At 62.9% G+C, this 12,357-nt stretch carries 10 protein-coding genes; 8 read left to right on the forward strand and 2 right to left on the reverse strand.

Features of this window, described 5'->3' with window-relative positions:
• Nucleotides 1–17 precede the first annotated feature (17 nt).
• A complete protein-coding gene (locus tag ACNQP3_RS14910) occupies nucleotides 18–1,604 on the forward strand; it encodes an ABC-F family ATPase (RefSeq protein ID WP_012272468.1) in 1,587 nt (528 codons plus the stop codon).
• 195 nt (nucleotides 1,605–1,799) lie between these two features.
• A complete protein-coding gene (locus ACNQP3_RS14915) occupies nucleotides 1,800–2,993 on the forward strand; it encodes an MFS transporter (protein ID WP_012272469.1) in 1,194 nt (397 codons plus the stop codon).
• On the opposite strand, the gene ACNQP3_RS14920 is transcribed toward ACNQP3_RS14915, so the two are convergent.
• The gene (locus ACNQP3_RS14920) at nucleotides 2,955–4,001 is read right to left on the reverse strand and encodes an alpha/beta hydrolase family protein (RefSeq protein WP_012272470.1); all 1,047 of its coding nucleotides are present in this window, start codon (nucleotides 3,999–4,001) and stop codon (nucleotides 2,955–2,957) included. The genes ACNQP3_RS14915 and ACNQP3_RS14920 overlap by 39 nt on opposite strands.
• Before the next feature lie 199 nt (nucleotides 4,002–4,200).
• Between ACNQP3_RS14920 and yghU the strand changes: the two genes are divergently transcribed.
• From yghU to ACNQP3_RS14950, 6 genes are all read left to right on the forward strand, one after another.
• Complete coding sequence (yghU, locus tag ACNQP3_RS14925) at nucleotides 4,201–5,040, forward strand: glutathione-dependent disulfide-bond oxidoreductase (protein WP_012272471.1); 840 nt, start codon at nucleotides 4,201–4,203, stop codon at nucleotides 5,038–5,040.
• Nucleotides 5,041–5,180: 140 nt separating this feature from the next.
• On the forward strand, nucleotides 5,181–6,884 hold the full coding sequence (locus tag ACNQP3_RS14930) for an amidase (RefSeq protein WP_060493716.1): 1,704 nt from the start codon (nucleotides 5,181–5,183) through the stop codon (nucleotides 6,882–6,884).
• A gap of 184 nt (nucleotides 6,885–7,068) precedes the next feature.
• Entirely contained in the window at nucleotides 7,069–7,743 is a 675-nt protein-coding gene (locus tag ACNQP3_RS14935) for a helix-turn-helix transcriptional regulator (RefSeq protein WP_060493715.1), read from the forward strand.
• A complete protein-coding gene (locus tag ACNQP3_RS14940; RefSeq protein ID WP_060514123.1) occupies nucleotides 7,740–8,657 on the forward strand; it encodes a pyridoxal-phosphate dependent enzyme in 918 nt (305 codons plus the stop codon). Before ACNQP3_RS14935 ends, ACNQP3_RS14940 begins: the two co-directional genes overlap by 4 nt.
• A gap of 185 nt (nucleotides 8,658–8,842) precedes the next feature.
• Nucleotides 8,843–9,940 (forward strand): carboxynorspermidine decarboxylase, encoded by a 1,098-nt coding sequence (locus ACNQP3_RS14945; protein ID WP_060493713.1) that lies wholly within the window; start codon nucleotides 8,843–8,845, stop codon nucleotides 9,938–9,940.
• 33 nt (nucleotides 9,941–9,973) lie between these two features.
• The gene (locus ACNQP3_RS14950) at nucleotides 9,974–11,218 is read left to right on the forward strand and encodes a saccharopine dehydrogenase family protein (RefSeq protein ID WP_016394970.1); all 1,245 of its coding nucleotides are present in this window, start codon (nucleotides 9,974–9,976) and stop codon (nucleotides 11,216–11,218) included.
• Nucleotides 11,219–11,275: 57 nt separating this feature from the next.
• On the opposite strand, the gene ACNQP3_RS14955 is transcribed toward ACNQP3_RS14950, so the two are convergent.
• Nucleotides 11,276–12,322 (reverse strand): class I SAM-dependent methyltransferase, encoded by a 1,047-nt coding sequence (locus tag ACNQP3_RS14955; RefSeq protein ID WP_060493712.1) that lies wholly within the window; start codon nucleotides 12,320–12,322, stop codon nucleotides 11,276–11,278.
• Nucleotides 12,323–12,357 lie beyond the last annotated feature (35 nt).

A 12,357-nucleotide genomic window follows, 5' to 3' on the forward strand; every position in this document is an offset into this window, starting at 1 on the left:
ACTGATAGGTAAGCCCTTTGATCTCCACCGCTAATATCACCATGCAGTTCGGCTCCAAGCCGCTGTTCGAAAACGTTTCCGTCAAATTCAACAACGGCAACCGCTACGGCCTGATCGGCGCCAACGGTTGCGGCAAGTCGACCTTCATGAAAATCCTTGGCGGTGACCTGGAGCCGTCCGGTGGCCAGGTCATGCTCGAGCCGAACACCCGCCTGGGTAAACTGCGCCAAGACCAGTTCGCCTACGAGGAATTCACCGTGATCGACACGGTGATCATGGGCCACGGCCAATTGTGGAAGGTCAAGGCCGAGCGTGACCGTATCTACTCGCTGCCGGAAATGACCGAGGAAGACGGCATGGCCGTCGCCGAGCTGGAAACCGAATTCGCTGAAATGGACGGCTACACCGCCGAATCCCGTGCCGGTGAACTGCTGCTGGGCCTGGGTATTCCGCTGGAGCAGCACTTCGGCCCGATGAGCGAAGTGGCACCGGGCTGGAAGCTGCGTGTACTGCTGGCCCAGGCGCTGTTCTCGGACCCGGACGTGCTGCTGCTCGACGAACCGACCAACCACCTGGACATCAACACCATTCGCTGGCTGGAAACGATCCTCACGGCGCGTAACAGCACCATGATCATCATTTCCCACGACCGGCACTTCCTCAACAGCGTCTGCACCCACATGGCTGACCTGGATTACGGCGAACTGCGCCTGTTCCCTGGCAACTATGACGAGTACATGACCGCGGCCACCCAGTCGCGTGAGCAACTGCTGTCGGACAACGCCAAGAAAAAGGCCCAGATCGCCGAGCTGCAGACCTTCGTCAGCCGCTTCTCGGCCAACGCCTCGAAAGCCAAGCAGGCGACTTCGCGTGCCAAGCAGATCGACAAGATTCAACTGGCCGAGGTCAAGCCGTCCAGCCGCGTCAGCCCGTTCATTCGCTTCGAGCAGACGAAAAAGCTGCACCGCCAGGCAGTGGTCGTCGAAAAAATGGCCAAAGCCTTCGACGACAAGGTGCTGTTCAAGAACTTCGACATTACCGTCGAAGCGGGCGAGCGCGTTGCAATCATCGGCCCCAACGGTATTGGCAAAACCACCCTGCTGCGCACCCTGGTTGGCGAAATGACCCCGGATGCAGGCTCGGTGAAGTGGACCGACAGCGCTGAGGTGGGCTACTACGCCCAGGACCACGCCCACGACTTCGAAGACGACCTGAGCCTGTTCGACTGGATGGGCCAGTGGACCTCCGGCGAGCAAGTGATCCGCGGCACCTTGGGGCGGATGCTGTTCTCCAACGACGAAATCCTCAAGTCGGTGAAGGTGATTTCCGGTGGTGAGCAAGGTCGCATGCTGTTCGGCAAGCTGATCCTGCAGAAGCCGAACGTGCTGGTAATGGACGAGCCGACCAACCACCTGGACATGGAATCGATCGAGGCGCTGAACCTGGCGCTGGAAAACTACCCAGGCACCCTGCTGTTCGTCAGCCACGACCGCGAATTCGTGTCGTCGCTGGCCACGCGCATCATCGAGCTGTCGCCCGATGGCGTGGTGGACTTCAGCGGTACCTATGACGATTACCTGCGTAGCCAGGGCGTATTGGTCTGATTGACGGGTAAGGCCTGGCCATCTGAGGTGGCTGGGCCGGCCTCTTGGCAGCACAAGGCTGCTCCTACAGGTGAAGTACCTGCTACCAATCCTGAAGGTGGGTATCCCCCGACGAATAATTCGTTAGCCTGCTTTCATTTATTTCGCGCAGCGGCCATGATGGGCCACGCCCAACCGCCCGCCCGCGAAGAGCCCATGACCGCGCAACAACCCGCCCCCACCAGCAATACGCTGCACATCACACTGCAGATCCTGTCGATCGTTTTCTACACCTTCATTGCCTTCCTCTGCATCGGCTTGCCGATTGCAGTACTGCCCAGCTATGTGCACGACCAACTCGGCTTTGGCGCAGTGATCGCTGGGGTAACGATTGGCCTGCAATACCTGGCCACGCTGCTTAGCCGCCCGTTTGCGGGGAAGGTGGCGGACACCTTGGGTGGTAAACGGGCCATCCGCTTCGGCCTGTTGGGGATTGCCGGTTGCGGTGTGCTGACGTTGTTCTCGGCCTGGACCTTGAGCGCCCCACTGCTGAGCCTGACCCTGTTACTCGGCGGGCGTTTGCTACTGGGTGTCGCCCAAGGGTTGATCGGGGTGGCCACCTTGAGCTGGGGCATCAGCCAGGTCGGCCCCGAGCACACGGCCAGGGTGATCTCATGGAACGGTATCGCCTCCTATGGCGCTATCGCCATCGGTGCACCGCTGGGCGTACTGGCCGTGGACGGGCTGGACTTCAGCGTACTGGGGCCGACCTTGCTGGTACTGGCAACCCTTGCTCTGCTGGTGCTGCGCAAGCGCCCCGACGTGGTAGTGGTACGCGGCGAGCGTCTGCCCTTCTGGTCAGCGTTCGGCCGGGTTGCGCCGTGTGGCCTGGGCCTGACCTTGGCCTCGATCGGCTACGGCACCCTGACCACCTTCGTTACCCTCTACTACCTCGAGCGCGGCTGGGCAGGCGCGGCCTGGTGCCTGAGTGCGTTCGGTGTGTGCTTCATCATTTCGCGGCTGCTGTTCGTCAACGCGGTCAACCGCTTTGGTGGCTACAACGTGGCAGTAGCCTGCATGGCCACCGAAGTGCTCGGCCTGTGCCTGCTGTGGCTGGCGCCCTCGCCGCCCTGGGCGCTGGTTGGCGCCGGGCTGACCGGTTTCGGGCTCTCGCTGGTGTACCCGGCACTGGGCGTGGAGGCGATCAAGCAGGTGCCCAGCAGCAGCCGCGGCGCGGGGTTGGGTGCCTATGCGGTGTTCTTCGACATGGCGCTGGCCATCGCCGGCCCCGTGATGGGGGCCGTAGCCGTGCACCTGGGCTATGCCTCGATTTTCTGCGTGGCGGCCCTGCTCGCCCTGGCCGGGGTCGGCCTAACGTTGCTGCTGGCGCGGCGTGCCCGTCGCAGCTGAGCGTTCGGCGGGCTCTGGTGCCCCCAAAGCCTGGCTGAAAAATGCTGCCGTTTCACGTTGCAGCGAGCGATGGATATGCCGCCTGTCGACGCCGTCGGCGTCCTTGCACAGCGCCGGCATCCGCGCATATTGCTCGGCATCGCAATGGGCCATGAACACGAAATGCCCGGCACCGGCCAACAGGCGATAGTCTGGCGTGACTGGCAGCTTGCGGGCCAAGGCTTCGGCATTTCGGTCCACGGCCACCAGTTGATCGCTGTCGCCGCTGTAGATCAGCGCGGGTATCTGCACCCCGGCCAGTGCATGACGACCGAACAATAGGCTTAGCGGCGCCATCAACATCACGGCACCCACTCGCGGATCAGCCTCAGGCGCGAGCTCGCTGCGGTCGGCGATCAGTATGCCGTGGGTCTTGCAGGCGTCAGCGTCATTCGGGCGCTCTAGGCAATACTGACGCAACCGATCCAGATCAGGGCGCGCGCCAGACAGGATCAACGCGGTTTCGCCGCCTGCCGAGTAGCCGATCACGCCCACCTTGCCTTCATTCAGATAGGGCCCGACCACGGCATCATCGCGTGCAGCGCTAATGGCGGCGCTGACTTGCAGCGGCCGCCCATAAAGATTGCTCAGGGTGCCCAGGCGACTGTGGTCGCGCGCGTTGTCCCCTGGGTGCACCACCGCGACCACCACGAACCCTTGGCGCGCCAACGACGTGGCAAGGTAGTGCAAGGCCAACGGGCTGCCGTTATTGCCGTGAGACAGTACCAGTAACGGGAACCGGCCCATGGCAACGGGCGCTTCTTCGGCCACTTCGACCGGGTACCCATCTATGCGGCTGCTCCGGGTTGCGCCATTGGCCGGGTAGAACGCCAACGCTTGCATCGGGCGGCTATCGACCGGGTCGGCCAGGGTCATGTGGTGCAGGCCGGCAACCCAGGGCGCGGCTTCGGCGCGGGCCAACAGGCCGCCGAGCAGAGCCAGCGCCAACAAGCAGCGAGGAATGGTCATCGGCCGGCGGTTCCTTGCAGGGCGAAGTGATGGCCCAGCATAAAACCGGCCGGGCCTGTGCCGGATGAAAACTGGATGAAAACGCCGTCATGCATGTCGCGCTTGCGCCCTATGCATTTGCGCATTGCGTCGAACCCGTGGCATAGATGCAGGTCCACGTCTTACGTGACCGTTTCGCGCCAATGAAGGAGATTCATGCATGAGCAAGCCCGCCTACGTGCCACCCAAGGTCTGGCGCAACGACGCAGCGTCCGGCGGCCAGTTCGCCAGCATCAACCGCCCGGTTGCCGGCCCGACTCACGACAAGGAGCTACCGCTAGGCAAGCACCCGCTGCAGCTGTATTCCCTTGCCACGCCCAATGGGGTGAAGGTCACCATTGCCCTTGAAGAACTGCTCGCCTTGGGCCACGCCAATGCCGAATACGATGCCTGGCTGATCCGCATCGGCGAAGGCGACCAGTTTTCCAGTGGCTTTGTCCAGGTCAACCCCAACTCGAAGATCCCTGCCCTGCTCGACCGCAGCGTCGAACCGCCTGTACGGGTATTCGAATCGGGTTCGATCCTGCTGTACCTGGCGGACAAGTTCGGTGCACTGCTGCCAAAATCGCCAGCTGCACGTACCGAGAGCCTGAACTGGCTGTTCTGGCAGATGGGCGCTGCACCCTACCTGGGCGGTGGCTTTGGCCACTTCTACGTATATGCCCCAGAAAAATTCGAGTACGCCATCAACCGCTTCACCATGGAAGCCAAGCGTCAACTGGATGTACTCGACCGCCGTCTGGGCGAGAGCCGCTACCTGGGCGGCGAGGAGTACAGTATCGCCGACATTGCCGTGTGGCCTTGGTATGGCCAGCTGGTGCGCGGCAACTTGTACGGCGCCGCTGAGTTCCTGGCGGTTGACGAATACCCCAACGTACAGCGCTGGGCCGAGGAAATTGCCCTGCGCCCGGCGGTACAACGCGGTACCCGTGTCAACCGTACCTGGGGCGATGAAGACAGCCAGGTGCCGGAGCGCCATTCAGCGGCAGACCTGGATTAACTGCTGGCCGGGGTCGCTGCGCGACCCCGACAATGCCCGCCTGCATAAAACCATTTGCCCCTGCGCAAACCTGCGCCCACCAAGCCCTTCTTGTACACTCCTCGCACTAGCCCCCACCTGCACATTTTTTTGGTGAACGCATGATCGAGGTAACCGAGGTTTCCATTGCCGCGCTGCGCGACGCGCTCGAGTCGGGCCGCACGACGGCGGTCGAGCTGGTCAAGGCCTATCTGGCACGTATCGATGCCTACGATGGCGCCGACACGGCCACGGCCCTGAACGCCGTAGTGGTACGCAACCCGGAGGCGCTGAAAGAGGCCGAGGCCTCCGACGCCCGCCGTGCCAAGGGCCAGGTGCTGAGCCCACTGGACGGCATTCCCTACACTGCCAAAGACAGCTACCTGGTCAAGGGCCTGACTGCCGCTTCCGGCAGCCCTGCCTTCAAGAACCTGGTCGCCCAGCGCGACGCCTTCACCATCGAGCGCCTGCGCGCCGCGGGTGCCGTGTGCCTGGGCAAGACCAACATGCCGCCCATGGCTAACGGTGGCATGCAGCGCGGTGTCTATGGCCGCGCCGAAAGCCCTTACAACGCCAACTACCTGACCGCGCCGTTCGCCTCGGGCTCGTCCAACGGCGCCGGCACCGCCACCGCCGCCAGCTTCAGTGCCTTCGGCCTGGCCGAAGAAACCTGGTCCAGCGGCCGTGGCCCGGCGTCCAACAACGGCCTGTGCGCCTACACCCCATCGCGCGGGGTGATTTCGGTGCGTGGCAACTGGCCGCTGACCCCGACCATGGACGTGGTGGTGCCTTATGCACGCACCATGGCCGACCTGCTGGAAATTCTCGACGTGGTGGTCGCCGATGACGTCGACAAGCGCGGCGACCTGTGGCGCCTGCAACCGTGGGTGCCGATTCCGGCGGCCTCCAAGGTGCGCCCGGCGTCGTACCTGGACCTGGCGGTAGATGCCAGCGCGCTCAAGGGCAAGCGCTTTGGCGTGCCACGCATGTACATCAATGCCGACACCGAGGCCGGTACCTCCGAAAAACCAGGCATCGGCGGCCCGACTGGCCAACGCATCAACACCCGCGCCACGGTCATCGACCTGTGGCAGCAAGCGCGCCAGGCCCTGGAAGCGGCCGGTGCGCAAGTGCTGGAAGTGGACTTCCCGCTGGTGTCCAACTGCGAAGGCGACCGCCCGGGCGCACCGACCGTTTACAACCGCGGTATCGTCAGCAAGGAGTTCCTCCATGACGAACTGTGGGAGCTTTCGGGCTGGGGCTTCGACGACTTCCTGCGTGCCAATGACGACCCCAAGCTCAACCGCCTGGCCGATGTCGATGGCCCACAGATTTTCCCACACGACCCAGGCACCCTGCCCAACCGCGAGGACGACCTGGCGGCGGGCATGGACGAGTACGTCAACATGGCCAAGCGCGGCCTGAAGACCTGGGACCAGATCGAGACCCTGCCAGATGGCCTGCGCGGCCTGGAGCAGACCCGCAAGCTGGACCTGGAAGACTGGATGGACAAGCTGGGCCTGGATGCGGTGCTGTTCCCAACCGTAGCGGACGTTGGCCCGGCTGACGCCGACGTCAACCCGGCGTCGGCGGACATCGCCTGGAGCAACGGCATCTGGGTGGCCAACGGTAACCTGGCGATCCGCCACCTGGGCGTACCGACCGTGACCGTGCCAATGGGCGTGATGGCCGATATCGGCATGCCGGTGGGGTTGACCTTTGCCGGCCGAGCCTACAGCGACAATGCGCTGCTGAGCTTTGGTGCGGCCTTCGAGGCGACCGGCTCGCGCCGCATGATCCCGCCGCGCACTCCAGCTCTGGGCTGAATTTACAGCGGCCGCTTTGCGGCCCATTCGCGGGCAAACCCGCTCCCACAGGTACTGCGCAGGTCTCAAGGCTTGTGGCGATCCTGTGGGGGCGGGTTTGCCCGCGAATGGGCCTGAAAAAGCAAATCGCACAATTCAACTTTTTGTGTAAAAATGCACAAAAAGTTGAATTGTGCAATTTGCCATGCCCATTCCCCCCGCTGAAGAACGCCACCTCACCCTCACCGTGCTCAAAGCCGCCATCCAGGCCTTGGGCAGCGTTGCCGCACGCAACATGGAAATCCTGCTGCACGACCTGGACCACCCGGAGCATTCCGTGGTGGCGATCGTCAACGGCCATCTCTCCGGCCGTAGCGTCGGCAGCCCGATCCTCGCCGCCCCGGAGCAGGACCAAGGCTTCAAGGCGCTGATGCAGGCCTCGGCCGAGCAGCATGGCTGCGAGCCGGTGGTACTGCCCGACTACCCCACCACGCTCAAGGGCCGCACGCTGCGCAGCGCCACCGCAATCTTTCGCGACAGCAACGGCCACCCCTTCGCCAGCCTCTGCGTCAACACCGACGTCACCGGCCTGGACGCCGCCATGAGCTTTCTCCAGCAGTTCCAACCGCTGGGGGCCACGCCTGCCGTCAACGAACCCGCCGACATGGAACTGCTGATGAGCGAGATCATTCAGGCTGCCTTGCAACGCAGCGGCCAGGGCCGGATGAACAAACAGGCCAAGGTCGAGGCCGTACAGGTCATGCAGGAGCGCGGCCTGTTCATCGTCAAAGGCGGCGTGGAAAAGGCCGCCAGTGCCCTCGGCGTAACCCGCTACACCATTTACAACTACCTTGAACAACTGCGCGGAGCCAGCCAATGACCTTGCATATCCACACACCCCTGATCGAATCCCGCTCGCTGTCGTTGGTCGCGGGCCGAAACATCTGGCTCAAGCTCGACGCCCTGCAACCTTGCGGCTCGTTCAAGCTGCGTGGGGTGGGCCACGCCTGCGAAGTGCATCAAGCCCGTGGCGCCCGGCAGTTCATCTCTTCCTCGGGCGGCAACGCCGGCCTGGCGGTGGCCTATGCGGGCCGCAAGCTGGGTGTGCCGGTGACCGTGGTCGTCCCCGAGACCACTACCGAGCGGGCCAAGGAGTTGCTGCGCCTGGAAGACGCCAACGTGGTGGTGCATGGCAGTTCCTGGCAGGAGGCGAACGCACTGGCGCAGACCTTGGTAGGGCCGAATGATGCGTTTATCCACCCGTTTGACGACCCGCTGCTGTGGGCCGGGCATGCCAGCCTGATCGATGAAGTCGCCGAAGCCGGCGTGAAACCGGACGCCGTGGTGCTGTCGGTAGGCGGTGGCGGGTTGCTCAGCGGCGTGGTGGAGGGGCTGCAGCGCAATGGCTGGGGTGATGTACCGGTGCTGGCGGTGGAAACCAATGGCGCCGCGTCGCTGCACGCGGCCCTTCAGGCGGGGCATTCGGTTGAGCTGGAGCGCATCGCCTCGGTGGCGACCTCGCTGGGGGCAAAGCGGGTCGCCGATCAGGCGCTAGCCTGCGCACAGCAACACCCGGTACACAGCCACCTGGTCACCGATCGTGCGGCATTGGAGGCCTGTGAGCGATTCCTGCTGGACCATCGCCTGCTGGTGGAACCCGCCTGTGGCGCAGCATTGGCATTAGCGTATGCGCCGGGCGCCCTGGCGCAATACCAGAATGTGCTGGTGGTGGTGTGTGGCGGCGCTACGGCAACGCTTGAGCAAATTCAGGCGTGGTTGCGGCAGGCAGATTGAAGCTGCCACCTGTCGGTGGTGATTACGATAGTCATATGCACCTGATCTACTAGGCCCGCCGCAACCGAAATTGCCCTCGCAATGGCGTCAACCCTGACGAAATGCGTATCCCACCCTTTCGGTCTGCGGCAAGTGAAGGCACAATGCGTGTCCTTTTTTTGGCCGGCCTGGCCGGGGGCCTTTAAATGATCAAGACGCCGTATTACCTCATCGATAAAACCAAGCTGCTCAGCAACATGGAGAAGATCGCCTACGTGCGTGAACACTCCGGTGCCAAGGCGCTGCTCGCCCTCAAGTGCTTCGCCACCTGGTCGGTGTTCGACCTGATGCAGCAGTACATGGACGGCACCACCTCGTCCTCCCTCTTCGAGCTCAAGCTCGGCCGCCAGAAGTTCGCCGGCGAAACCCACGCCTACAGCGTGGCCTGGGCCGACGACGAGGTCGAGGAGATGCTCGAGAACTGCGACAAGATCATCTTCAACTCGATCGGCCAGCTGCAGCGTTTTGCCGAACAGTCCGAAGGTAAAGTGCGTGGTCTGCGCGTCAACCCGCAGGTCAGCAGCTCCGACTACCTGCTGGCCGACCCGGCCCGCCCGTTCAGCCGTCTGGGCGAATGGGACCCGGCCAAGATCGAACAGGTGATCGAACAGATCTCCGGCTTCATGTTCCACAACAACTGCGAGAACGGTGACTTCGGCCTGTTCGACAAGATGCTCACGCACATCGAAGAGCGTTTCGGCCACCTGCTGCACAAGGTCGAGTGGGTCAGCCTCGGTGGCGGCATTCACTTCACCGGTGAAGATTATGCGGTAGACGCCTTCTGCGCGCGCCTCAAGGCCTTCTCGCAAACCTACGGTGTGCAGGTGTACCTGGAACCCGGCGAAGCCGCCATCACCAACAGCGCCTCGCTGGAAGTGACCGTGCTCGACACCCTGTACAACGGCAAGCACCTGGCCGTGGTCGACAGTTCGATCGAAGCGCACCTGCTCGACCTGCTGATTTACCGCCTCAACGCCAAGATGGCCCCCAACGACGGCGAGCACACCTATATGGTCTGCGGCAAGTCGTGCCTGGCCGGTGACATCTTCGGCGAGTACCAATTCGATCGTCCGTTGGCCATTGGCGATCGCCTGTCGTTCATCGACACGGCGGGGTACACCATGGTCAAGAAAAACTGGTTCAACGGTCTGAAAATGCCTTCCATCGTGGTCAAGCAACTCGACGGCAGCGTCGAAGTCGTCCGCGAGTTCGGTTTTGAAGACTACGTTTCCAGCCTGTCGTAAGACCGGCTTTCCAAGTAAGGAGCAAAGGGTAAATTGAAGAAGAACGTTCTTATCATTGGTGCAGGAGGTGTCGCCAAGGTGGTGGCCCACAAGTGCGCACAGCATAACGACGAACTGGGTCGTATCGCTATCGCGTCACGGAACATCTCCAAATGCCAGGCCATCATCGACAGCGTCAAGGCCAAGGGTAGCCTCAAGGTACCCGCCGACATCCAGGCCTTCTCGCTCAACGCCCTCGATGTCGAGGCGACCAAGGCACTGATCCGCGAAACCGAATCGCAGATCGTGATCAACGTGGGTTCCGCCTTCCTCAACATGTCGGTGCTGCGTGCCTGCATCGATACCGGTGTCGCCTATCTGGACACCGCCATCCACGAAGAGCCGGGCAAAATTTGCGAGACCCCGCCGTGGTACGGCAACTACGAGTGGAAACACCTCGAAGAGTGCCAACAAAAGAACATTACCGCCATTCTCGGCGTCGGTTTCGACCCGGGTGTGGTGAACAGCTACGCAAAGCTTGCGCAGCAGCAGTATTTCGACAGCATTGATTCGATCGATATCCTCGACGTCAATGCCGGTTCGCATGGCAAGTACTTTGCCACCAACTTCGACCCGGAAATCAACTTCCGCGAGTTCACCGGGCAAGTGTGGAGCTGGCAGAACAGCCAGTGGACCAGCAACACCATGTTCGAGGTCAAGCGTACCGACGACCTGCCAGTGGTAGGCTCGCAAAACCTGTACCTGACCGGCCACGATGAAGTTCACTCGATTTCGAAGAACCTCAACGTGCCGAACGTGCGTTTCTGGATGAGCTTCGGCGAGCACTACATCAACGTGTTCACCGTGCTGAAAAACCTGGGTCTGCTCAGCGAGCAACCGGTGAAAACCGCCGAAGGCCTGGAAGTGGTACCGCTGAAAGTGGTCAAGGCCGTACTGCCAGACCCAGCCTCGCTGGCCCCTGGCTACACCGGCAAGACCTGCATCGGTGACCTGGTAAAAGGCACCAAGGATGGCCAGCCGCGCGAAGTGTTCATCTACAACGTGGCCGACCACGAAGAAGCCTACGCCGAGACCGACAGCCAGGGCATTTCCTACACCGCCGGTGTACCGCCAGTGGCTGCCGCCCTGCTGGTTGCCCGTGGTGAATGGGATGCCAAGCGCATGGTCAACGTCGAAGAGCTGCCAGCAGAGCCGTTCCTCAAGGCGCTGGATGTGATGGGCTTGCCGACCCGCGTCAAAGATGAAAAAGGCGATCGTCCTTGGGACGCTGAAGCCTAAGCCGTAAACAGAAGGGGCGCCAACAGGGCGCCCCTTCTGCTTTTGCAGGCCAGGCCCCTACTTGCGGGCCTCCAGAATCAGGTTGAACGGCGTCTGCGTCGCCCGCCGGAACCGGCTGAACCCCGCCTCCTCGAACACTGCCCGCAAACGCGCCTCGCCGGCCTGCGCGCCCAACCCCAGCCCCACTTCCTGCGACAACGAGTTTGGCGTGCAGATGAACGTCGACGCCGCATAGAACAACCGCCCGACCGGCGTCAGGTTGCCGTCCAGCGAGTCCTCGGCATAAGGCTCTACCAACATCACCGTGCCGTCAGGTTTCAAAGCACGATAGGCATGCTTGGCTGCCCCCACCGGGTCACCCATGTCGTGCAGGCAGTCGAAGAAGCAAACCAGGTCGTGGTCATGCCCAGGGTAGTCCTTGGCGCTGGCCTGCTGGAAACCCACCCGCTCCACCAAGCCCGCCTCACGTGCACGCTGGTTGGCGGTGACGATCGAAGGCCCGTGATAGTCGTACCCCACGAAGGTCGACGCCGGAAACGCCTGCGCCATGACCAGCGTCGAGGCACCATGGCCGCACCCCACGTCTGCCACCTTGGCGCCCGCTTGCAGCTTGGCCACCACACCCTCCAGCGCCGGCAGCCAATTGGCCACCAGAAAGGTGCGGTACCCCGGCCGGAAGAACCGCTCGGTGCCGCTGAACATGCACGGATGGTGGTCGCCCCAGGCCAGCCCGCCATCGCCGCGCATGGCGGCTACCAGCTTGTCCTTGTCATGGAACAGCGCCGCCACCACGGCTGCACCGCCGGCCATGTAAGCCGGGGAATCCTCCAGCGCCAGGGCCATGGCCTGCTCTTCAGGCAGTACGAAGCGGCCCTTGTCATGCACCACATAGCCCGATGCCGCCTGTGCATTCAACCATTCGCGCACCAACCGCGGATGACAGCCGGTCTTTTCCGCCAGTTGCTCGGGGGTAACCGCCTGGCTGTCGGCCATGGCCCGGTACAGCCCCAGCTCATCGCCGAGGATGACATTGGCCAGTGTCGCCGCTGCGCCCATGTCGTTCACCAGCTTGCCCATGAAATCGTGAAGCCTTGCCTCGTCCATGACCTGCCCTCCTCTGCAAGAAGGCCATCGCCAGC

The organism is Pseudomonas sp. LFS074 (assembly GCF_047978165.1).
Taxonomy (GTDB): domain Bacteria; phylum Pseudomonadota; class Gammaproteobacteria; order Pseudomonadales; family Pseudomonadaceae; genus Aquipseudomonas; species Aquipseudomonas putida_P.

Coding starts and splice junctions, on each gene's coding strand:
- ACNQP3_RS14915 (WP_012272469.1), top strand. CDS start 1,800: ATGACCGCGCAACAACCCGCCCCCACCAGCAATACGCTGCACATCACA.
- ACNQP3_RS14920 (WP_012272470.1), bottom strand. CDS start 4,001: ATGACCATTCCTCGCTGCTTGTTGGCGCTGGCTCTGCTCGGCGGCCTG.
- yghU (WP_012272471.1), top strand. CDS start 4,201: ATGAGCAAGCCCGCCTACGTGCCACCCAAGGTCTGGCGCAACGACGCA.
- ACNQP3_RS14930 (WP_060493716.1), top strand. CDS start 5,181: ATGATCGAGGTAACCGAGGTTTCCATTGCCGCGCTGCGCGACGCGCTC.
- ACNQP3_RS14935 (WP_060493715.1), top strand. CDS start 7,069: ATGCCCATTCCCCCCGCTGAAGAACGCCACCTCACCCTCACCGTGCTC.
- ACNQP3_RS14940 (WP_060514123.1), top strand. CDS start 7,740: ATGACCTTGCATATCCACACACCCCTGATCGAATCCCGCTCGCTGTCG.
- ACNQP3_RS14945 (WP_060493713.1), top strand. CDS start 8,843: ATGATCAAGACGCCGTATTACCTCATCGATAAAACCAAGCTGCTCAGC.
- ACNQP3_RS14955 (WP_060493712.1), bottom strand. CDS start 12,322: ATGGACGAGGCAAGGCTTCACGATTTCATGGGCAAGCTGGTGAACGAC.